The organism is Sphingopyxis sp. CCNWLW2, from assembly GCF_037095755.1.
Taxonomy (GTDB): Bacteria; Pseudomonadota; Alphaproteobacteria; order Sphingomonadales; family Sphingomonadaceae; genus Sphingopyxis.
Genome location: NZ_JBAWKJ010000001.1, coordinates 36,779 through 58,543 on the forward strand (window position 1 = coordinate 36,779; position 21,765 = coordinate 58,543).

Sequence of the window (21,765 nt, forward strand, 5' to 3'; positions counted from 1 at the left end):
CTTTGCCCTTGGACGACGCACGCAGCATCTCTCCCCGCATTCACGGGGCCATCGCCCATGATATCGGGGTCGAGATCGTCGGCGGCGTGCGCAAACCAGGCGACGTGTTCGGCGGCGAGATCGAGGCAAGCGAAGCGCTCGGCATCTCGCGCACCGCCTATCGCGAGGCGATCCGCATCCTCGCCGCCAAGGGATTGGTCGAGAGCCGTCCCAAGGCCGGCACTCGCGTCACGCCGCGCCAGCGCTGGAACTTGCTCGATCCCGACGTGCTCGCCTGGACTTTCGAGGGCGAACCCAACCCGGTCTTCATCCTCGATCTGTTCGAGCTGCGCGGTGTGATCGAACCCGCCGCCGCCGCGTTCGCCGCACGCCGCCGTGAGGCGCATCATCTGGAAGAGATGAAGGCCGCGCTGGATGACATGGAGCGGCTCGGCCTTGCCGATGCCGAAGGGCGCGCCGCCGACCAGCGTTTCCATCGCACCATCCTGGCCGCGGCGGAGAACGAAGCGCTCGCGGCACTCGCCAGTTCGGTCGGCGCCGCGGTCAGCTGGACCACCAAATATAAACAACGCTCGCGCGCGCTTCCGCGCGATCCGGTGCCCGACCATATCCGGGTCTATGAAGCCATCGAAGCCGGCGATCCCGCCGCGGCGCACGCCAAAATGGCCGAACTCCTGCATCTCGCCCTCGCCGACATGGAGCTGCCCGAGCGCGAGTGATCGCGGTCCGGCCCATCCGGCCTAATGATTGTCGCGCGGCAGCCCGATCGTCTGCGCGATACGCTGATATTTCTCGGCGCCCTCAAGGATCGCGCCGGTGCTCATCTGCCCCACGACCGAGCGCTGGATTTCCTGCCATGGCGTCTGCGACGCCGGATAGGCAAAACCGCCCGCCGCTTCGAGGTCGGCACGACGCGCAGCAAGCTCCTCGTCGCTGATCAATACGTTCGCGGTCGCCTTGCCCAGATCGATGCGCACGCGATCGCCGGTCCGGAGCAATGCGAGACCGCCCATCGCCGCCGCTTCGGGACTGGCGTTGAGAATCGACGGGGATCCGGACGTACCCGACTGGCGGCCGTCGCCGATGCACGGCATCGAATGCACGCCCTCGGTGATCAGATAGGCCGGCGGCCGCATGTTAACGACCTCGGCGGCACCCGGGTAGCCGATCGGACCGGCCCCACGCATGAACAACAGGGTCTCGGGTGTGATGCCCGTCGCAGGATCGTCGATCCGATGATGGAAATCCTCCGGTCCTTCGAACACGATCGCGGGCCCTTCAAACGCATCGGGGTCATCGGGGTTCGACAGATAACGTGCGCGAAATTCGGGTGAGATCACGCTGGTCTTCATCACTGCCGCGTCGAACAAATTGCCCGACAGGACGAGGAATCCGGCATGGTCGACGAGCGGCCGGTCAAAGGGCCGGATCACCCTTTCGTCCTCGATCGCCGCGCCCCGACAATTGTCGCCTATCGTCCGGCCGTTCACCGTCATCGCATCTTCGTGGATCAGCCCCTGCCCGATCAGCTGGCCAACGACCGCGGGCACGCCCCCGGCGCGGTAATAATCCTCGCCCAGATATTCGCCCGCGGGCTGGAGGTTGACCAGCAAAGGCACCTTGTGTCCCTCGGTCTCCCAATCCTTGATCGGCAGGTCGACGCCGATATGACGGGCGATCGCACCGAGATGGATCGGTGCATTGGTCGATCCACCGATCGCGCTATTGACGCGGATGGCGTTATGGAACGCTTCCCTGGTCAGGATATCGGAGGGTTTGAGATCCTCGGCGACCATCTCGACGATGCGCTTGCCCGTGCGCCACGACACCTCCTGCCGGTCGCGATAGGGCGCCGGGATCGCCGCCGATCCGGGCAGTGACATGCCGAGCGCTTCGCACAGCGAGTTCATCGTCGTCGCAGTGCCCATCGTGTTGCAATAGCCCGTCGACGGCGCCGATGACGCGACCAGCCGGATGAATTCGGCATCGTCGATCTCGCCCGCCGCCAGCATTTCACGCGCTTTCCAGACGATCGTGCCCGACCCGGTGCGCTCGCCCTTGTGCCAGCCGTTGAGCATAGGCCCGACCGACAGCGCGATCGCCGGGATATTCACGGTCGCCGCCGCCATCAGGGCCGCGGGGGTCGTCTTGTCGCAGCCGATCGTCAGCACCACGCCGTCGAGCGGATAGCCATAGAGGATCTCGACCAGCCCCAGATACGCCAAGTTGCGGTCGAGCCCGGCGGTCGGCCGCTTGCCCGTCTCCTGGATCGGATGGACCGGGAATTCGATGACGATGCCGCCCGCCTCGCGCACGCCCTCGCGCACCCGCTCGGCGAGGACGAGATGATGGCGATTGCAAGGCGAGAGGTCGCTTCCCGTCTGCGCGATGCCGATGATCGGCTTGCCCGACTGCAATTCTTCGAGACTGAGCCCGAAGTTGAGATAGCGTTCAAGGTACAGCGCGGTCATGTCGATATTGTCGGGATTGTCGAACCATGCGCGGCTGCGCAGTTTCGGGGCGTTGGCGTCGGACATGAAAAACTAGACTCCGGTAAAGACAGGCGGGCGCTGGGTCAGCGCGCGATGGACAGGCGATAGATCATGACGTGGCGATACGGCCGCGCGGGATCGACACGCGCCGAGGCGAAGTTCGCGTGGTTCGGCGCATCGGGAAATTTCTGCGGCTCGAGTGCGATCCCGTCACCCATGCGATAGAAATGGCCGCGCTTGCCCTTCACCAGACCGTCCAGAAAATTGCCGGTGTAGAACTGGACACCCGGTTCGGTCGTCAGCACTTCGAGCACACGGCCCGATTTGGGGTCCTCCAGCCGCGCGGCCAGCTCGGGCGTGCGGGTCACGCCCTTGTCGAGCGCGAAATTATGATCGTAACCGCGCCCGAAAGCGATCTGCTGATCGCGCCCGTCGCGGATTCCGTCGTCGGGTACGCGCGGGGTGCGAAAGTCGAATACCGTGCCCGCAACCGGGCGCAGGTCCCCCGTCGGGATCAGCTGTGCATCGACCGGCGTGATCGCCGCCGCCGGGATGGTCAGCCGGTGGCCCAGCGCCCCGCCTGACGCGCCTTCGCCCGCGAGGTTGAAGATCGCATGATTGGTCATGTTGATCAGGGTCGGCTTATCGGTGGTGGCATCGAAACTGATCGTCAGGTCGCCCGCATCGTCAAGCGTGTAGGTGACCTTCGCCTGCACCCGACCGGGATAGCCCTGGTCACCGTCGGGGCTGGTTAGCGTCAGCGTCACCGACGCGGTTTTCCCCTGCGTGACCGACACGATTTTCCAGGGCAGCTTGTCGAAACCTTGCGCGCCGCCGTGCAGCGAATTGCCCTTGTCGTTCTGCGAAACCTGATAGGTTTTTCCATCGAGTGCGAACTTACCCCCGCCGATCCGGTTGGCATAGCGACCGACGGTGACGCCGAAATAATTGGGCTTGGCAACATAGTCCGCCGCGTCATCATAGCCGAGCAGGACATCCGCGAGTTTCCCCTCGCGGTCGGGCGCGGTGAGCGACTGCAGCGTTGCACCATAGGTGAGGATCCGCGCCGAAACCCGATTGGTACCCGTCAGCGTGATCGCCTCGATCGGGTTGCCGTCGGCCGTCGTGCCGGCGGGCGTGCGCTCGGCGGTCGCCGCATGGGCCATCGCCAGCGGAAGCACCGCAAAGACCGGCAGGCTCCATTGCCAAATTTTCCTGGATGCCACGCGATCGTCCTCTCGTTTATGCGCGCCGCATTGACGCGTCCTTGGCGCATATATACTCAGACAATTAGATTCTACACAAGAGCCGGGTCGCGAGGGAGAAGGATATTATGGAACCGAGCATGTCCGCGGAGGCGCAGGACCGCACGACGGACCGCACCAGCTACGCACCTACGCTGATCCTGCTGGCCAGCCTCTTTTTCATGTGGGGCTTCATCACGGTGATCAACAACACGCTGCTCCCGCACCTCAGGAGCGTGTTCGATCTCAACTATACCCAAACGACCTTGATCGAGTCGGTGTGGTTCATCGCCTATTTCGTCGCCTCGATCCCCTCGGCAAAGCTGATCGAACGGATCGGCTACCAGAAGTCGCTCGTGATCGGGCTGCTGGTGATGGCGGCCGGAGCGCTCGGCATGACGCTCGCGGCGAGCCTTCCCTCCTATGGCGTCACATTGATCATGCTGTTCGTGATCGCGAGCGGCATCACCCTGCTGCAGGTCGCGGCCAACCCCTATGTCGCGGTGATCGGTCCGGCGAAGACCGCCTCCTCGCGGCTCAACCTGGTGCAGGCGATGAATTCGGCGGGGACGATGTTCGCGCCGCTGTTTGGCGCCTATCTGATTCTCGGGCGGTCGAAAGGCGGCACGTCAGAGGCAGGAACCGCGCTGACCCAGGCCGAACGAATCGCCGACGCACAGTCGGTGATCCTGCCCTATGCGCTGGTCTCCGTCGTCCTGATCGTGCTGGCGATCGTGATCGCGCGCTTTCCGCTTCCCGCGATGGGGTCGGCGACCACCCGCGTCTCGAAGGAAGACCGCAAGAATCACTCGCTGTGGAGACACCGCAATCTGGTGTTCGGAATTCCCGCCATTTTCATCTACCTGATTGCCGAAATCGGCGTCGCCAACCTGTTCGTCAACTTCGTCAGTCAGCCCGATATCGCTAATCTGACGCACGAGCAGGCGGGCAAATATCTGACCTTCCTATGGGCCGGGATGATGGTTGGACGCTTCGCCGGCTCCGCTATCATGCAGCGAATCGCCGCCGAAACCGTCCTCGCCGTCTTTGCCGTCGGCGCGTTCGCCGTGATGCTGATCACCGTCTTCACGACCGGACCCGCCGCAATGTGGGCGCTGATTCTGGTCGGACTGTTCCATTCGATCATGTTTCCGACGATCTTCACGCTGGGGATCAAGGGTCTCGGTCCGCTCACCGAGGAAGGATCTGGGCTGCTGATCATGGCGATCGCGGGCGGCGCGCTCGTGATCGTGCAGGGCTGGTTGGCCGACATTTACGGCCTGCAAGCGTCGTTCCTGCTCACCGCCGCGTGCGAGCTCTACATCCTCTTCTACGCCCTGTGGGGCAGCCGAACGATGCCCGACACCGCGAAGTCTTGACATCAATAAGTCTGAGTATTAGGCAGGCTGTTGATAGCGCTACCATGGCGTGCGAGCCGCCGGCACAAGCCGGGGCCGAAAATGGGGAGGATATTATGGTTTCTCGTATCGAGCTTATGCGTCGTGGTCTCTTGGGTGCGGTTGCGGCGTCGAGCCTGCTCTGCCCTGGAATCGTGTTTGCACAGACGCCGGGCAACACCGCGTCGGCAGCACAGGAGGACGGCGCGGACTCGGCCGACCAGGCCCCTGCCGCCCCCCCTGCCGCCGGCGAGGACGAAATCGTCGTATCGGGCTACCGCGCCTCGCTCGAGAGCCAGACCAATGCGAAACGCAACTCGACCGGCTTCACCGACACCATCTTCGCCGAAGATATCGGCAAATTCCCCGACACCAATATCGCCGAATCGCTAAACCGCATCCCGGGCATCACGATCGGCCGCGAAGTGACGGGCGAAGGTGCGACGGTCGCGATCCGCGGGCTCGGCACCAATTTCACCCGCGTGCTCCTCAATGGCGCACCGGTCGCAATCGCGTCGGTGCGCTTCGATGCGCAAAGCACCAACCGCGAAGTCGATCTCGACCTTCTCCCAACCGAGCTGTTCACCAAGCTCACCGTCAGCAAATCGCCGGTAGCGAGCCAGGTCGAAGGCGGCGCCGCCGGCACCGTCGATCTCCGCGCCGCGCGGCCGTTCGACAATCCCGAACCCTATATCAGCTACGGCCTGCAGGGCTCGAAGGTCAGCTCGGCCGGCAAATGGGGCTATCGCGGCCATGTCCTCGCCAGCGCGACCTTCGGCGATTTCGGTATCCTCGTCGGGGGCGCGGCGGTCCGCAACAATTTCCGCGTCGATGGCTTTGAAACGATCGGCTGGACCAATCCCAATCTCACGGCTGCTCAGCGCACGAGCGGCACGCTCAACCCGACCGGCGGCGGCAATTTCACCATTCCGTCGGTGGTGCCGATCAACGCCGGAAACGGCCTGACTCCAGGCGCGGTCATCGACCAGGCGTTTCTTCTCGCCCGCAATCCGGGTGCGTCGATCGACCAGATCGACAACGGCCTCCTGCCGCGTCTCGGCCGCCCGCGCACCGAAGTCGGCGACCGCGAACGCTACAACGGGCTCGTGTCGCTCGAGTGGCGCCCCGGCGACAATTTCCATTTCTACATCGACGGCATGTATGCGAAGCGCAATACAGAGTTCACGCGCAACGCAATGAATTGGGTAGGCCGCAATGGCGCGGTCATTCCGCTCAACACCACCTATGATCGTGAAGATTGCACCCAAGGCTGCGTCGTGACGAGCGGCACCTACGCCAACGCGCAATTCTTCCTCGAATATCGTCCGTACAAGGACACCCAGGAATATTATGGCGTCAATCCCGGCGCCGAGTTTGTCGTCAACGACTGGATCAAGGGCGATATCCAGGCCAATTACACCAAGAGCACCTTCCGCCGCGAAAGCCCCACATTCCTCGTGATCACGCCGCCGAACAGCGGCGCGACGGTAACCTATACCAATGATGGCGGCATCCCTTCGATCGAAACCAATATCGATCTCAACGACCCCGCCAATTTCGGCTGGGCGGGCGGCGGCCGCGTCAATTTGAACGGCGAAGAGCGCGAAACCGAAACCAAGGGTATCCGAGGCAGCCTCCTGTTCGGCGATGAAACCCGGTTCAGCGTGCGCGTCGGCGGATCCTTCGACGATACCCGCCGCCGCATCACGCCGTTCGACAACACCGCCGAGTGGCAGAATGCAATCTGCGGCAATGGCCCGAGCGTCACCCTGCTCGCGCCGAACACGAGCACGACGCCTTGCACCGGCCTCAACCAGCCCGGCAGCGCAACCCCCGCAGGCTTCCCGACCTTTCCCGGTTATGGAACAAACTTCACCGCGGGCGGAGCCCCGATCACCTACGCCGGCTCGATCATTCCGACGGCCGCGGTGCCGAGCTATCTGCGCCCCGGCAGCAACGGGTTCATCACCGTCGACTGGGACAAGGTCAAGGCCGACACCGATTATGAGGGCTTCCTGTCGCGCGCAACCGAGACGGGCTCGGGCAGCAGCGGCGCCAATGGCGGCCTGATCAGGGAAAAGGTCACCGGAACCTTCGTCGAGGCGAACGGCATCTTCGACATCGGCGACAACACGCTGCGCCTCAACGGCGGCGTGCGCTATGTGCGGACCGAACAGATTGTCGGCGGCCGCGTCAGCGTTCCCGATGGGCGCAACGCAACGATCGCCGATGGCGGACGCTACCCGAATACGATCACCTTCCCGACGACGCGGACCGTCTATTCGAACTTCCTGCCCTCGGCGAGCGTCGCCTTCGATTTCGGCGGCAAGGCCGTGGCGCGCGCATCGATCTCGCGAACGATGACGCGTCCCGATCCCAATGCGATGCTGCCGGGCGCGAGCTTCGTCCAACCGTCGGCCGACGTGGGCACCGTCGGCAACAGCGCGCTTGATCCGTATATCTCGGACAATATCGACGTCGGTTTCGAATATTATACCGGCGGCGAAGGCGTGATTGCCTTTGCGGCCTTCCGCAAGTCGATCACCGGCTTCACCGTGAACGGTCTCACCACCGTGCCATTCTCCTTCTTCGAGCAATATGGCATTAACATCGACTCGCTGACGCAGGCGCAGCGCGATGCGCTGGCCACCCGCGCCCAGCCGGGGCAGGCGCTGCGCGATGTCAATGTCGTTGTGCAGCAGCAGGTCAACGCCGACGGCAAGCTCAAGGTCAACGGCCTCGAGTTCCAGATTACCCAGCCGCTCGATTTCCTCACCCAATATATCGGCGTGTCGGGTTTCGGCGTGCAGGCGAACCTGACGCTGATCGACCAGAAGGGCGAAGGCGCCGGCGCTCCGGCGGTGGCGATCGGCGTGGCTCCGAAGACCTACACGCTCACCGGCTATTATGAGGGTAATGGTCTCTCGACCCGTCTTACCTATACTTACAACCAGGGGTCGCAGGGCTCGGGGACCAACCAGAATGGCATCCAGCAGGCCGCCATTTTCGGGCGCAGCTACTCGCAGCTCGATTTCTCGGGCAATCTCGATCTCGCCGAGGTCTTCGGTAACGACTATCTGCCGACCGTGGTCGTCAACGTGATCAACATCACGAAGGAAGCACAGAGCAGCTACTTCCAGTTCCCGAACGCGACCTTCAACGAATATAATCCCGGCCGGACGGTGCTGGTCGGTATTCGCGGCAAATTCTAGGCGGCTCCCACCTCCTGTGGTCTCTTATGGGCCGGTCGATTTTCGACCGGCCCTTTTTTTTGGAGGGCGACCGCTAGAGACGGCGCCGCCAAATCGGGAATGGCAGGGAAAGGCGCGGGGGACGGCGCCTATTCGAACAGCCCGAGCGGGACCGCCTCGGCCATCGCGCGGAAACCCGCGGGATTGGGGTGCAACCCGTCGCCCGTGTCATAGGCCGGGTTCAGATAGGCCGGGCGGGCGGGGTCGCGCATCACACGATCGAGGTCGATGACGCTGTCGAAATGGCCGGAGGTACGGATCCAGGCGTTGATCGCCTGCCGGTCGGCCTCGGTGGCGGCACCCGGATGATAATATTCATTGCTCATGAAGGGCAGGATCGTCGCGCCATGGACCTTGATCCCCCGCGCCCGCGCCCGCGCGACGATCTGGGCATAGGCGCCCGTCACCTGCTCCACCAGCGCGCGATGCTCTTCCGCGCTCGCCGGTTTCTCGCGGGTCAGCACGCCAATGTCGTTGATCCCCTCAAGGATGATGGCGTGGGCGATGCCGGGCTGCGCCAGCAGGTCGCGATCCAGCCGTGCCATGGCGCTTGGCCCGAGCCCATCGAGGAGCACGCGATTGCCGCCGATCCCCTGGTTGATCACCGCGGCCCGGCCAGCGAGCCGCCGCGCAAGGAAATCGGTCCAGCGGTCATTGCCGTTGGTCGTCGATCCACGACCGTCGGTGATGGAGTCGCCAAGCACCACGATTCCGCCGCGCGCTGCGCAGCTTGCGACCTCGATGCCCGAGAGGAGATACCAATGGTCGACGGGCGTCGCGCCCGAAAGCGATGCGGCGGCCGTCGCGTCGCCGCGGACGACATAGGACGTCGCGCGGGAGCCGGGGTGCGATGTCTGGCCATCGGGGTCGGCCAGGACGTGGACGCTCACCGCCAGATCGTCGAACGCGCCAAAGGTCCAGTCGAGCGGATCGCTCAGCCATTCACCGCCCGGCGGGACCACCGCCCCCGCCTTGCCGGCAAAACGCAGCGGGCGCAGTGTCGCCGGAACGATGTCGGGCCGGGAATTATCCGCCGATCGCGCCAGCGTCGCGCCGCCGATCCGGAGCGGCGTTTTGCCGAAGACATTGGAAAATCGCACGCGAAGCTGCGCGCCGCCGATCGACGGCCGGACGATCTGGCGCAGCGTGCCGTCCGCCAGCGCCCCGGCAGGGAGGGCATTGCCGGCATCGGGCAGCATCTGCGCCGATGCCCATGCGGCACGCCACGGACAGTTGACCGAACCGCTTTCGGGCATAGCGACGGAAGCGTTCTGTGCATTGGCGAGCGGAGAGGCCAAGGCCAGCCCCAGCACAAATATCGAAACCCCTATCCGCATGCCGCCTCTCCTTATGTCCCGCCGGCCCGGCTATCGCCGGAATTGCCCTGCTTTCAATATTATATGGCCTCTTCGAGTAGACGAGCGATCGCGGTGCGCGCGTTTGACCGCTCCAATATCCCGAGCTGGGCTGCGATCGCGCCGCACGTCGCCGCATCGGGCATCACGCCAAGCACCGCCAGATAGCCTTCCACACCCGATGCGCGGGCCAGTCGATCGGCGGCCGGATCGTCGATCACGAAGCGTTCGCCGTCGTCGGTCGAGCCCGCCTGCCAGCGCATCCACGCGGCGATCGTCAGCGCCAATGCGGGGCTGGCCTTGCCGACCGCGGCGCGCTCGATCAGCGGCTGGACCAGACGCTGCGGAAGCTTTTGCGACCCGTCCATCGAGATCTGGCGCGCGCGATGCTGCAACGCGGGATTGGCGAAGCGCTCCAGCAACGCGGCGCGGTAGGCCGGGGCGTCGAGCTCCGCGGGTGGATCGAGCGTTTCCTGCGCCTCATCCCACAGCATCGCGATCAGGCGGCGGCCCGCATCGCGCGCAACGAACTGGTGGACGAATTCGTCGCCGGCGAGCCCCCCGAGATAGGCGATCGCCGAATGGGCGCCGTTGAGCAGGCGAAGCTTGGCATGTTCCCATGGCGCGACGCGGTCGGTAAGCTGCGCGCCCAGCGCCGAAAAATCGGGGCGCTCGCCGCTGAAACGATCCTCGATCACCCATTGGGTGAAGGGTTCGGTCTTCACCATCGCCCGATCTTCCACACCCAGCCGTTCGGCGAGCATCGCGATGTCGTCGGGCGTGGTCGCGGGAACGATGCGGTCGACCATTGTCGAGGGGAAAGCGACATCGACCGCGATCCAGTCGGCCAGGCCGGGGTCATGCGCGCGCGCCATCGCGATCACCGCGTCGCGCAGCAGCACGCTATTGTCCGGCAGATTGTCGCACGACATGATCGTCAGCGGCTGCAAGCGCGCGGCGCGGCGCGCTTTCAGTCCCGCGACGATGAACCCCGGCGCCGTGCGCGGCGCATCGAGCGCTGCGATATCATGCACGACATCGAGATCATCCATCAGCAGGCCGCCCGCTTCGCGGTCGAGCTTATAACCCTTCTCGGTGATCGTGACCGTCACGATATGCGTGTCGGACGATGCCAGCGCCGCAATCACCGCTTGCGGGTTTTCCGGAGCGACCAGCACCTCCTGCACCGCGCCGACGATCTGCGCGCGCTCCACGGCGCCATCGCGCACCAGCAGCGTATAGAGGCCGTCCTGCGGCGCCAGCTGGTCGCGCACATCACGCGAGCGCAGCGAAACCCCCGTCACGCCCCAGCGCATGTCGCCCGACGCGAGCGCCGCCTCGAACAGCGCCGCCTGATGCGCGCGGTGGAAAGCGCCAATGCCGAGATGCACGACACCGCGTTTTACCGCGGCGCGGTCATACGCTGGCCGCGCGACCTCCGCCGGCAGACGATCGAGCACGGCAGCCGACAGCCTCACAGCTTGTACGCCGCCTTTGCGAGATCATAAGCGAGCGCGCGGGCAACCTCATGCGCTTCGTCTTCGGGCAGGCGATGCTCGGCGACCAGCTGCGCCAGCCAGGCGCAATCCATCCGCCGCGCGACGTCGTGGCGCGCGGGGATCGACAGGAAGGCGCGGGTATCGTCGTTGAACCCGACGCTGTTGTAGAAGCCCGCGGTCTCGGTCGTGCGTTCGCGAAAGCGGCGCATTCCTTCGGGGCTGTCGTGAAACCACCACGGCGGGCCGAGCCGCAACGCGGGATAATGGCCGGCGAGCGGCGCGAGCTCGCGCGAATAGACATCCTCGTCGAGCGTGAACAGGATCAGCGTCAGCCGCGGATCGTTGCCGAACAGGTCAAGCAAGGGCTTCAGCGCGTGGACGAACTCGCCCGGCAACGGGATGTCGCCGCCCTTGTCGCGTCCGAAGCGCGCCAGCACGGCAGCATTGTGGCTGCGATAGACCGCGGGATGCAGCTGCATCACCATCCCGTCGTCGATGCTCATCCGTGCCATTTCGGTCAGCAGCTGCGCGCGGAACAGTTCGGCATCGGCGGCGTCCGCCCCCGCCATCACCCATGCATAAAGCGCCGCCGCGTGGGCTTGGGACAGGTCGGCGGTCGCTGCCGACGGGTGGCCGTGGTCGGTCGAGGTCGCCCCCGCCTCGCGGAAGCGCGCGCGGTGGAAGCGATGCGCGGCAAGATAGCCGGCCCAGCTTTCTGCATCCTCGCCCGCCATGGTGCAAAAGGTCCGAACATTGGCGGCGAAGCCTTCGGCCTCGGGATCGACGACCGGATCGGGGCGATAGGCAGTAACCACGCGTCCGCTCCAGCCACTGTCCCGGATAGCGCGGTGATGATCGAGCGGATCGAGCGGGCTTTCGGTGGTCGCGATCAACTCGATCCCGAACCGCTCGAACAGCGCGCGCGGGCGAAAGGCGTCGGTCTTGAGCGCGGCGTCGATCGTATCGAAATAATGGTCGGCAGTCGCGGGCTCGAGAATGACGTCGAGCCCGAAAATCTCGGCGAACACCCAGTCGAGCCACATGCGCGAGGGCGTGCCGCGGAACAGATGATAATGGTCCGCGAACAATCGCCAGATCGCGCGCGGGCCGGCCTCGGTCGCGCTGCCGTCGACCGTCGGCACGCCGAGTGCGTCGAGCGGAACGCCCTGGCTCATCAGCATGCGAAAGACATAATGATCGGGGACGATCAGCAGGCTCGCCGGATCGCTGAACGGCGCGTCGGCGGCGAACCAGGCGGGGTCGGTGTGGCCGTGCGGACTGATGATCGGCAGGTCCTTGACGCCCGCATAGAGCGAGCGCGCGATGGCGCGTGTCGCCGGATCGGCAGGAAACAGGCGGTCGGGATGGAGCTTGAGCGGTCGGGTCATAGGGTGCCGTCGATCTTCACGTCGCGATAGCGCGGATTGAGGATGTGGAAAACGGCAAGCGCCACCAGATAGGCCATGCCGCAGGCGATGAAGAAGGGCTCGTAACTCCCCACCCGGTCGAGCAATATGCCGAGCGACTTGGAGGCGATGAAGCCGCCGCACGCGCCCGCGAACCCGCCGAGACCGATCAGCGTGCCCTGCGCGAAGCGCGGGAACTGATCGCCCGGCAGCGCGAACAAATTGGTCGAGAAGCCCTGATGCGCGGCGCAGGCAAGCCCGATGCACGCCACCGCGATCCAGATATTGTCGGCCTCGACCGCGAACATCACCGGCAGCGCGAACAGCGCGCAAGCGAACATCGCCTGCTTGCGCGCCCGCCCCGCGGCGACGCCGCGCTTCAAGAGGTGCGAGCTATACCAGCCGCCCGCGATCGCGCCGACGTCGGCGAGAATATAGATGGCGACCAAGGGCGGTCCGAAGTTCTTGAGATCATAGCCATATTGCTTGTTGAAGAAATCGGGCAGCCAGAACAGGAAGGTCCACCACACCGGGTCGATCAGGAAACGGCCCGCCATATAGGCCCAGGTCTCGCGGTGGCGCAGCAGCTTGAAAAAGCCAGCGCGTCCGCTTTCCTCGATCGGCTCGGCCTCGATCCACGCGCGCTCCTCGGCCGTGATCTTCGGATGTTCGGCGGGCTTGCGATAGAAGCGCCACCAGGCCGCGAGCCACACGAGATTGAACAGGCCGGTGATGATGAACGCCCAGCGCCAATCGAACATCAGCCCGGCGACGATGAACGAGACGAGCAGCGGCGTGATGATCGCACCGACGTTGGCGCCGGCGTTGAAGATGCCGATCGCGAGCGCGCGCTCCTTCTTCGGGAACCATTGCGATGCGGCGGCGAGCGCCGAGGGATAGGTTCCCGCCTCGCCCAGCGCGAGCGGGATGCGCGCGATGACGAAACCGAAGGTCGTGGTCGCGAGCACCTGCGCAAAGTGGCCGATCGTCCACAGGCCCATCGCCAGCAGATAGCCCGCGCGCGGACCGATCCGGTCGATCAGCCAACCGAAGGCGAGGAAGCCGAGCCCGTAGCAGATCTGGAAATAGCCGGTGATGTCGCCGTAGCCGCTGTTGGTCCAGCCATAGAGCGTTTCGAGCTGGGGCTTGAGCACCCCGAGCACCAGCCGGTCGATGTAGGACAGCACCACTGCGGCGAACAGCAGGCCGCAGATGATCCAGCGGACGCGGCCGCGCGGCTTCGACACCGCGCGGATCGCGGTGTCGGGCGCCTCGGCGGCGGCTCCGACGAGATCGCTCGCCATGCTCACCAGCTATGCATTGTGCCGTCTTCGAGCCGGTTCACCGGCAGGAAAGCGCGCTTATATTCATAGCCTTTGGCGAGTTCCTCATCGATGTCGACGCCAAGGCCCGGCGCATCGCCGGGGTGCATCATGCCGTCCTCGAAGCTGTAGGTGTGCGGGAAGACCGCGTCGGTCTCCACCGTGTGGCGCATATATTCCTGGACGCCGAAATTGGGCACCGACAGTCCGAAGTGTAGCGCCGCCGCCATGCAGACCGGCGACAGGTCGGTCGCGCCGTGGCAGCCGGTGCGGATCTGGTAGAGATCGGCGAGCGCGGCGATGCGGCGGAGGTGCGTGATGCCACCCGCATGGACGACGGTCGCGCGGATATAGTCGATCAGCTGGTTCTGGATCAGTTCGCGGCAATCGTGGATCGAATTGAAAATCTCGCCGACCGCGAGCGGCGCGGTGGTGTGCTGGCGGATTAGCCGGAAGGCCTCCTGATTCTCGGCCGAGGTCGCATCCTCGAGCCAGAAGGGGCGGTAAGGTTCCAGATCCTTGCCAAGCCGCCCGGCCTCGATCGGCGTCAACCGGTGGTGAATGTCGTGGAGCAGGTGGACATCCCAGCCCAGCGCCTCACGCGCGGCCGCGAAGAGTTCGGGAACGACGCGCATATATTTGCTCGTCGACCAGACATTTTCGCTCGGCAAATCTGCGTCGGCGGGTTCGTAGAAATAGCGATCCTTGCTGACGCCATAGGTCGATGCCATTCCCGGCACGCCGCATTGCAGCCGGATCGCCTTGTAGCCCTGCCGCTGATAATCGAGCGCGACCTCGACCGTTTCCTCGATCGAGGTGCCGTTGGCATGGCCATAGACCATGCATCCTTCGCGCGACGCGCCGCCGAGCAGCTGGTAGACGGGCAAGCCGGCAATCTTGCCCTTGATGTCCCACAGCGCGGTGTCGACCGCCGCGATCGCGCTCATCGTCACCGGTCCGCGCCGCCAGTACGCGCCCTTGTAGAGATATTGCCAGATATCCTCGATCCGGTGCGCGTCGCGGCCGATCAGGCACGGCACGACATGGTCGGTCAGATAGCTCGCGACCGCAAGCTCGCGGCCATTGAGCGTCGCGTCGCCAACGCCGGTCGTGCCGTCGTCGCATTCGATCTTCAGCGTCACGAAATTGCGCCCCGGGCAGGTAATGATGACGCGGGCGGAAATGATCTTGGGCATTTTGGTCCTCAGGCGATTTCGAGTGTGACGGTCTGGAGGTTGCGGCTGTCTGGTCCGGTCATGATGTCGAACAGGCCGGGTTCGACCACTTCGCGCATCGCATCGTTCCAGATGGTGAAGGCTTCGGGATCGAGCGTCATCGACACCGTGCGGCGCTCGCCGGGCCTCAGCGACACGCGCGTAAATCCCTTGAGCACCTTGATCGGCTGGGTCACCGACGCGACCTGGTCGCGGATATAGAGCTGGACGGTTTCGTCGCCGGTCCGCTCGCCGACATTGGCGACGTCGACCTCGACGGTCACGCTGCCGCCCGCCCCGATCCGCGGCGCCGAGAGGCGCGGCTTTCCGAGTTCGAATTTCGTGTAGCTCAGGCCATGTCCGAACGGAAACAGCGGGTCGGTCGTGTCGAAAAGGTAACCGCGGCGCGCCGAAGGCTTGGCGTCGTAAAACACCGGCAGTTGCCCCGCATGGCGCGCGACCGTTACCGGCAACTTGCCGCCCGGATTATGATCGCCGAACAGCACAGCGGCCATCGCATGGCCGCCCTCCTGCCCCATATACCAGCATTCAAGCAGCGCGTTGGCCTGCTCGGCGACGGTCGGCCACGATGGCGGGCGGCCGTTGATCGCGACGACGACGACGGGTTTTCCGGTCGCTTTCATCGCGAGGAAGAGCTCGTTCTGCTCGCCGACGAGGTCGAGGTCGGTGCGGTCGCCAAGGTGGTTCTTGGCAAAGCCTTCGCGGCTCGTCTGTTCGGTGTCGCCGATCGCCAGCAGGATTACGCCGGCCGTCTTGGCGACCTCAACCGCCTCGGCGATCAGCTGGCGGTTCTTCGCCGGATCGGCGAGCAATACCTCGTTGGCCGACCGGTCCTCGCTCTGGGTGATGAACACGCCCTGCGCGTGGACGACCTCGGCCTTGCCGGCGAGCCGCGCGCGCACGCCTTCGAGCAGCGAGACGGGATTCGTCGGGATCGACGAATAGCCGCCCAGCCGCGCGATCGCGGCGTTCGGCCCGATCACCGCGACCTTCTTGTGCGCCCCCGGCGTCAGCGGCAGCGTCCCATCGTTGGTCAGCAGGGTGATCGCCTTCACCGCCGCCTCACGCGCCAGCGCCAGCGCCTCGGCATTGGCGGTCAGCTTCGCCGCGGCGCGCGGATCGAACGGCGCGGCTTCGAACAAGCCGGCGCGGAATTTGAGCGTCAGGATGCGGCGGCAGGCCTGATCGACCAGCGCCAGCGGCACCTTGCCTGCGCGCACCTGATCACCGAGCGTGCGAAACGCCTCGCCGTCGGGCAGATCGCTGTCGACCCCCGCGATCAGCGCCAGCTTCGCCGCTGCCGCGATGTCGGGCGCGACGTGGTGCAGCGTCGCAAGTTCGCCGATCGCGGCATAATCGCTGACGATCGCGCCGTCGAAACCCCATTCGCCGCGCAGCACGTCGTGCAGCAGCCAGCGGTTGGCGTGGCTCGGAACGCCATCGATCTCGTTATACGACGGCATCACCGCGACGATACCGGTCTTCGCGACGATCTTGCGGAAGGGGGGAAAGAAACGCTCGCGCAATTCGCGCTCGGCGAGCGGCGCGGGCGCGACATTTTCGCCGCTCTCGGGCTGGCCGTGCCCGGTCATATGCTTCAGCGTGGCGAAGACCTTGCCGGGCGCCAAGACCTTGCTGCGCCCCTGCAGCCCCAGCACCGCGGCGACGCCCATTTCTCCGCACAGATAGGGGTCCTCGCCGAACGTTTCCTCGATCCGGCCCCAGCGCGGATCGCGCGCGATATCGACCACCGGCGACAGCGCCAGCACGGTGCCATGCGCGCGCACCTCGCGGCCGATGACCGCGCTCACCCGCTCCATCAGGTCGCGGTCGAAGCTGCCCGCCAGCGCGATCGCCTGCGGAAAGCTCGTCGCGGTCGGCGCCATATAGCCATGCAGGCATTCCTCGTGGAACAGGACGGGGATGCCGAGCCGCGTCGTCGCCGCCCATTTCTGCGTCGCGTTGACGAAGGCGATGGTGTCGGCCGGGGCGCGCCACCGCCCGGTCGTGTCAGCGGGGTTGTTGTTCGCGGTTGCCGCGCCGCCGCGGTCGGACGGGCGCGCGATCTGCCCGAAATTGTCGGGATAGGCCTTGCTCGCCTTCGCCGGATCGAAGGAGCGATCGTCATCCATGATGTCGCGCTTGGTCCGCGACAGCGTGATCAGCTGGGCGACCTTTTCGTCGAGCGTCATGCGCGACAGCAGGTCCTCGACGCGCAGGTCAACGGGCGCCTTGGGGTCGCGATAGATCGGACCGGCCGCGCGCGCGGCGACGGGGAGCATCGCGAGCAGCGATGCCGAAGCGCCCCATCGAAAAAGATCGCGGCGGGACGTGTTTCCCCCGATAGCCGCCCTGCCCGTCATTCGACTCTCCCATCGATTGAGGCGCAACATTTATGTTGATGTCGTCGCCGTGATACCGCTAACATGCACGGCGAGAGAACGGGTTGTCAATGCCCGTTGCGATACGCCAGCGCGATACGCGCGGCGTCCAGGGAGAGCGATCGATGAAGCTTCATATCCGCCACGCGCCCCTCTGGGTCATCGTCGCCTGCACGTTCGCGGCACCCGCGCAGGCCAATGATGGTTACAGCCTCTGGCTTGGCGGCGCGGCCCACCGAACCGCTCCCGCGCCGGTCGAAGTGCGCGGCGATTCGCCGACGCTGAAGATCGCCGCGGACGAACTGCGCCGCGGCCTCCCCACCCTTCCCGACCCTGTGCTGCTGGCGCGCACCGACGATCCCGCCGTCGCCGCGCTGCGGCTCGACAATGCTGCATTGGGCGCCGAAGGTTACCGCGTACAGCGCGCCACCATCGAGGGCCGCGCGGTCACGCTCGTCACCGCGACGTCTGACATCGGTATCCTTTATGGCGCCTTCGCCCTGCTGCGCCACGCACACAGCGGCGGCGACCTCGCCAGCGTTGATCTCGTCTCGAAGCCGCGCACCAAGCTGCGCCTGCTCAATCATTGGGACAATCTGGATGGGGTGGTCGAGCGCGGTTATGCTGGCCAGTCGCTGTGGGACTGGTGGACGCTGCCTGATTTCAAGGACCCGCGCTACACCGACTATGCCCGCGCCAACGCCTCGCTCGGGATCAACGGCACCGTCCTAAACAATGTCAACGCGAAGGCGACGAGCCTCACCGCCCCTTATATCGCCAAGGCCGCGGCGCTCGCCGACGTTTTCCGACCCTATGGCATCAAGGTCTTTCTCTCCGCGCGCTTCTCGGCCCCGATCGAGATCGGCGGGCTGAAAACCGCCGATCCGCGCGACCCGGCGGTGGCCGCCTGGTGGAAGGCGAAGAGCGACGAAATCTATCGCGCCATCCCCGACTTCGGCGGCTTCCTGGTCAAGGCGAACAGCGAGGGCCAGCCCGGCCCGCGCGACTATGGCGCGACCCATGCCGAGGGCGCCAACATGCTGGCCGCCGCCGTCGCCCCGCACGGCGGCATCGTGATGTGGCGCGCCTTCGTCTATGCCGACACCGATCCCGAGGACCGCGCCAAGCAGGCCTATACCGAATTCAAGCCGCTCGACGGCCAGTTCGCCGATAATGTGCTGGTCCAGGTCAAAAACGGCGCGATCGATTTCCAGCCGCGCGAACCCTTTCATCCGCTGTTCGGCGCGATGCCGAAAACCCCTTTGATGGCCGAGTTTCAGATCACCAAGGAATATCTCGGTTTCGCCACCCACCTCGCCTATCTCGGCCCGCTGTTCGAGGAAGTGCTGGACGCCGAGACGGGCGTGAAACCCGGCGAGACCGTCGCATCGGTCGTCGATGGCGAGGCCGAGGGGCACAGACTGAGCGGCATGGCCGGCGTCGCCAATATCGGGCGCGACCGCGACTGGTCGGGCAGCAGTTTCAATCAGGCGAACTGGTATGTTTACGGCCGTCTAGCATGGGACCCGACGCTCTCGTCCGAAGCGATCGCGCGCGAATGGGCAGTCCAGACCTTCGGCAACGATCCGGTGGTGACGGGCACGGTGCTGCGGATGATGATGCGGTCGCGCGAGGCGGTGGTCGACTATACCGGGCCGCTCGGGCTCACCCATTTGTTCGCGACCGGCCATCATTATGGCCCCGGGCCGTGGGTTTCCGACCTACAGCGCCCCGAATGGAACCCCGTCTATTATCATCGTGCCAACAAGGAAGGGATCGGCTTCGACCGCACGCGCACCGGCAGCAACGCGGTGTCGCAATATGCGCCGTCGATCGCAAAGAAATACGCCGACCCGAAAACCACCCCGGCCGAGGACCTGCTGTGGTTCCACCATGTACCGTGGGACTATAAGATGGCTGGCGGCACGACGCTGTGGGCCGAACTGGTCCGGCGCTACGACCGCGGCGTCGCCACCGTCGGCGAGATGCGCCGCGAATGGGCGACGCTCAAACCGCGCATCGACGCCGAGCGCTGGACGAAGGCCGACAGCTTCCTTGCCGTGCAGGAAAAAGAGGCGCGCTGGTGGCGCGACGCGAGCCTTGCCTATTGGATGTCGATCAACGGCCTTCCGCTTCCCGAAGGAGCCGCGCAGCCCGAGCATGACCTCGACTGGTACAAGGCGCAAAGCTTCCCCTTTGCGCCGGGCAATCCCAAGTGAGGGTCAACAGCTTTTGCCCGCCGCCCAGTCGATCGCATTGCCGATGAGCGTGCGATGCAGCGGCTCGGCATAGCTTTGCGCCTGATGGCCGAGCGCGGAAAAGATCGCACGCCCCCGCGCCACGCAGCGCGTCCAGACGATCGGGTGGAGTTTGCCCATCCGCTGTTCGGGCGCGGGGCGATAGCTTGCCTCGTCGAGCGTCGCGAGGATGCGCGTGTTCTGATCCACGGGCACGCGGTCGAACGCATACCATTCCTCGACCCGCGTCCATTTGACGGGCAGCCCGCGCATCGCGCGGTGGCCGGGCTCAAGGATGTGGATGTCGCCCTGCTGGAACTGGTCGGGCCGCGAGGTGTGGCCGATAAAGCGAACCCCGAGCAGTGTATCGCGATACCAGTCCCAGGCATAGTCATGATCACCGCCCGCGCCGTGGAGCAGCACGACGCCGCCGCCCTTTTCAACCCAGGCGCGGAACGCCGCCCGCTGCGGCTCGGTGAAGATATTGCCGCTGTTCGAATTGAACACCACGACGCGAAAACGCCCCAGATCGCGCGGGTTCATGATCGCGGCATTCTCGGTCGCGAATACGTCGCGCCCGCCGCCCCGCACGATCTCCTGCACCGCCCGCGTCGCCGCCACAATCTGCTCGTCATCGCGAAAACCGTTGGTTTTGGACAGCACAAGCACGGCGCCGGGCTTCAGCCGCGGGACCGGCGGCGCGGTCTCGTCCATCACCGGGGCCGGCCAATATTTCGGATTCTTCACATAAGGGGCCGCCTGCAATTGCAGCGCCAGCGCCATCATCATCGCCAACATCTCTCGCCTTTCCGCTCCGGCGCGATTATGGGGCGCACCATGAACCCCCGCCCGGAAGGACGTGCATGAAGGAAGGTCGCGGCCAACGACGCCAGCGCAACGTACCGACGATCAGCGACGTCGCGGCGCATGCCGGCGTCTCGCCGATGACGGTGAGCCGCGTGATCAACGGCGAAACCAATGTGCGCGAGGAAACGAAGCAGCGCGTCGAGGAAGCGATCGCGGCGCTGAACTACGCGCCCAACGCCGCCGCGCGCACGCTGGCCGGCGGCGACGATATCCGCATCGGCCTGCTCCATTCGAACCCGTCCTTCGCCTATCTCAGCGAATTCCTGGTCGGCAGTCTCGATCAGGCGAGCCGCAGCAATGTCCATCTGGTGGTCGAGAAATGCGACGACGAGGGCGGCGGAAATCCCGCGATCGAACATCTGCTCGGCGGGCGCATCGATGGCGTGGTGCTGCCCCCGCCGCTCAGCGATTCGCCGCCGATCCTCGCGGCGCTGAAGGAGCGCGGTGTCCCCGTGGTCGCGGTCGCGACCGGGCGCGCCCCCGACTGGGCGCTGTCGGTCAGCATCGACGACCGGCAGGCGGCCTATGACATGACGCGCCACCTGATGGCGCTTGGCCATGTGCGGATCGGCTTCATCACCGGCAATCCGAACCAGACCGCGAGCGCCGAACGCCTCGCGGGTTACCGCGCCGCACTCGCCGAAGGCAAGCTGGCCGACGTGCCCGAACTGGTAGCCGAGGGGCTGTTCACCTATCGCTCCGGCCTCGATGCCGCCGAGCTGCTGCTCGACATCGCCGATCCGCCGACCGCGATTTTCGCATCGAACGACGACATGGCCGCGGCGACGGTCGCGATCGCGCATCGCAAGGGACTCGATGTGCCCGGCGACCTGACCGTGTGCGGATTCGACGATACGGCGCTGGCGACGACGATCTGGCCCGAACTCACCACGATCCGCCAGCCGGTGACCGACATGTCGCGCACCGCGGTCGAACTGCTGGTGCGTGCGATCCGGGCCCGCAAGGGGCAAGGCGCGGCCATCGAGACTCCGCACGTTCTGGCCTCCTACGAGCTGATCCGCCGCCAATCCGACGCGGCTCCGCGTCGCCGGCCGACGACGCGGAAGCCGCGCTGATCC

General features: G+C 65.5%; 14 protein-coding genes. 5 read left to right on the top strand and 9 right to left on the bottom strand.

Features of this window, described 5'->3' with window-relative positions; genetic code table 11:
* The first annotated feature begins 8 nt into the window (after nt 1-8).
* Entirely contained in the window at nt 9-719 is a 711-nt protein-coding gene (locus V8J55_RS00145) for a FadR/GntR family transcriptional regulator (RefSeq protein ID WP_336443835.1), read from the top strand.
* A 21-nt stretch (nt 720-740) separates the two neighbouring features.
* Here the strand turns inward: V8J55_RS00145 and V8J55_RS00150 are convergent, their stop codons facing one another.
* Nucleotides 741-2,537, bottom strand: a complete 1,797-nt coding sequence (locus V8J55_RS00150) for an IlvD/Edd family dehydratase (RefSeq protein WP_336443836.1) — start codon at nt 2,535-2,537, stop codon at nt 741-743.
* Nucleotides 2,538-2,575: 38 nt separating this feature from the next.
* Nucleotides 2,576-3,658 carry an aldose epimerase family protein gene (locus V8J55_RS00155; protein WP_336445677.1) on the bottom strand — a complete coding sequence of 361 codons (1,083 nt, stop codon included), beginning with the start codon at nt 3,656-3,658 and terminating at the stop codon, nt 2,576-2,578.
* A gap of 179 nt (nt 3,659-3,837) precedes the next feature.
* On the opposite strand from V8J55_RS00155, the gene V8J55_RS00160 reads away from it, so the two are divergent.
* Nucleotides 3,838-5,115 (top strand): sugar MFS transporter, encoded by a 1,278-nt coding sequence (locus V8J55_RS00160; RefSeq protein ID WP_336443837.1) that lies wholly within the window; start codon nt 3,838-3,840, stop codon nt 5,113-5,115.
* 95 nt (nt 5,116-5,210) lie between these two features.
* Nucleotides 5,211-8,345 carry a TonB-dependent receptor gene (locus V8J55_RS00165; protein WP_336443838.1) on the top strand — a complete coding sequence of 1,045 codons (3,135 nt, stop codon included), beginning with the start codon at nt 5,211-5,213 and terminating at the stop codon, nt 8,343-8,345.
* Nucleotides 8,346-8,473: 128 nt separating this feature from the next.
* Here V8J55_RS00165 and V8J55_RS00170 read toward each other — a convergent pair whose 3' ends face one another.
* Genes V8J55_RS00170 through V8J55_RS00195 form a run of 6 tightly spaced genes read right to left on the bottom strand, consistent with a single transcriptional unit; the run spans nt 8,474 to nt 17,564 of the window.
* A complete protein-coding gene (locus V8J55_RS00170) occupies nt 8,474-9,721 on the bottom strand; it encodes an SGNH/GDSL hydrolase family protein (protein WP_336443839.1) in 1,248 nt (415 codons plus the stop codon).
* A 59-nt stretch (nt 9,722-9,780) separates the two neighbouring features.
* Nucleotides 9,781-11,217, bottom strand: coding sequence for a mannitol dehydrogenase family protein (locus V8J55_RS00175; RefSeq protein ID WP_336443840.1), 1,437 nt, complete (start codon nt 11,215-11,217; stop codon nt 9,781-9,783).
* Complete coding sequence (uxaC, locus tag V8J55_RS00180; RefSeq protein ID WP_336443841.1) at nt 11,214-12,626, bottom strand: glucuronate isomerase; 1,413 nt, start codon at nt 12,624-12,626, stop codon at nt 11,214-11,216. The genes V8J55_RS00175 and uxaC overlap by 4 nt, the downstream gene beginning before the upstream one ends.
* Nucleotides 12,623-13,948: an MFS transporter gene (locus tag V8J55_RS00185; protein WP_336443842.1), complete on the bottom strand. Its 1,326-nt coding sequence runs from the start codon at nt 13,946-13,948 to the stop codon at nt 12,623-12,625. The genes uxaC and V8J55_RS00185 overlap by 4 nt, the downstream gene beginning before the upstream one ends.
* Nucleotides 13,949-13,950: 2 nt before the next feature.
* Nucleotides 13,951-15,162, bottom strand: a complete 1,212-nt coding sequence (gene manD, locus V8J55_RS00190; RefSeq protein WP_336443843.1) for a D-mannonate dehydratase ManD — start codon at nt 15,160-15,162, stop codon at nt 13,951-13,953.
* An 8-nt stretch (nt 15,163-15,170) separates the two neighbouring features.
* Nucleotides 15,171-17,564 carry a glycoside hydrolase family 3 N-terminal domain-containing protein gene (locus V8J55_RS00195; RefSeq protein ID WP_336443844.1) on the bottom strand — a complete coding sequence of 798 codons (2,394 nt, stop codon included), beginning with the start codon at nt 17,562-17,564 and terminating at the stop codon, nt 15,171-15,173.
* A gap of 143 nt (nt 17,565-17,707) precedes the next feature.
* On the opposite strand from V8J55_RS00195, the gene V8J55_RS00200 reads away from it, so the two are divergent.
* Nucleotides 17,708-19,801, top strand: a complete 2,094-nt coding sequence (locus tag V8J55_RS00200; protein ID WP_336443845.1) for an alpha-glucuronidase family glycosyl hydrolase — start codon at nt 17,708-17,710, stop codon at nt 19,799-19,801.
* A gap of 3 nt (nt 19,802-19,804) precedes the next feature.
* On the opposite strand, the gene V8J55_RS00205 is transcribed toward V8J55_RS00200, so the two are convergent.
* The gene (locus V8J55_RS00205; RefSeq protein ID WP_336445678.1) at nt 19,805-20,608 is read right to left on the bottom strand and encodes a ThuA domain-containing protein; all 804 of its coding nucleotides are present in this window, start codon (nt 20,606-20,608) and stop codon (nt 19,805-19,807) included.
* Nucleotides 20,609-20,682: 74 nt separating this feature from the next.
* On the opposite strand from V8J55_RS00205, the gene V8J55_RS00210 reads away from it, so the two are divergent.
* Complete coding sequence (locus tag V8J55_RS00210) at nt 20,683-21,762, top strand: LacI family DNA-binding transcriptional regulator (RefSeq protein ID WP_336443846.1); 1,080 nt, start codon at nt 20,683-20,685, stop codon at nt 21,760-21,762.
* The last annotated feature ends 3 nt before the right edge of the window (nt 21,763-21,765 follow it).

Bases quoted from the DNA above. Each gene is read 5' to 3' on its own strand.
- V8J55_RS00165 (WP_336443838.1), top strand. From the start codon at position 5,211: ATGGTTTCTCGTATCGAGCTTATGCGTCGTGGTCTCTTGGGTGCGGTT.
- V8J55_RS00150 (WP_336443836.1), bottom strand. From the start codon at position 2,537: ATGTCCGACGCCAACGCCCCGAAACTGCGCAGCCGCGCATGGTTCGAC.
- V8J55_RS00205 (WP_336445678.1), bottom strand. From the start codon at position 20,608: ATGATGATGGCGCTGGCGCTGCAATTGCAGGCGGCCCCTTATGTGAAG.
- V8J55_RS00185 (WP_336443842.1), bottom strand. From the start codon at position 13,948: ATGGCGAGCGATCTCGTCGGAGCCGCCGCCGAGGCGCCCGACACCGCG.
- V8J55_RS00160 (WP_336443837.1), top strand. From the start codon at position 3,838: ATGTCCGCGGAGGCGCAGGACCGCACGACGGACCGCACCAGCTACGCA.
- V8J55_RS00170 (WP_336443839.1), bottom strand. From the start codon at position 9,721: ATGCGGATAGGGGTTTCGATATTTGTGCTGGGGCTGGCCTTGGCCTCT.
- V8J55_RS00200 (WP_336443845.1), top strand. From the start codon at position 17,708: ATGAAGCTTCATATCCGCCACGCGCCCCTCTGGGTCATCGTCGCCTGC.
- V8J55_RS00195 (WP_336443844.1), bottom strand. From the start codon at position 17,564: ATGACGGGCAGGGCGGCTATCGGGGGAAACACGTCCCGCCGCGATCTT.
- V8J55_RS00210 (WP_336443846.1), top strand. From the start codon at position 20,683: ATGAAGGAAGGTCGCGGCCAACGACGCCAGCGCAACGTACCGACGATC.
- V8J55_RS00155 (WP_336445677.1), bottom strand. From the start codon at position 3,658: ATGGCCCATGCGGCGACCGCCGAGCGCACGCCCGCCGGCACGACGGCC.
- manD (WP_336443843.1), bottom strand. From the start codon at position 15,162: ATGCCCAAGATCATTTCCGCCCGCGTCATCATTACCTGCCCGGGGCGC.
- uxaC (WP_336443841.1), bottom strand. From the start codon at position 12,626: ATGACCCGACCGCTCAAGCTCCATCCCGACCGCCTGTTTCCTGCCGAT.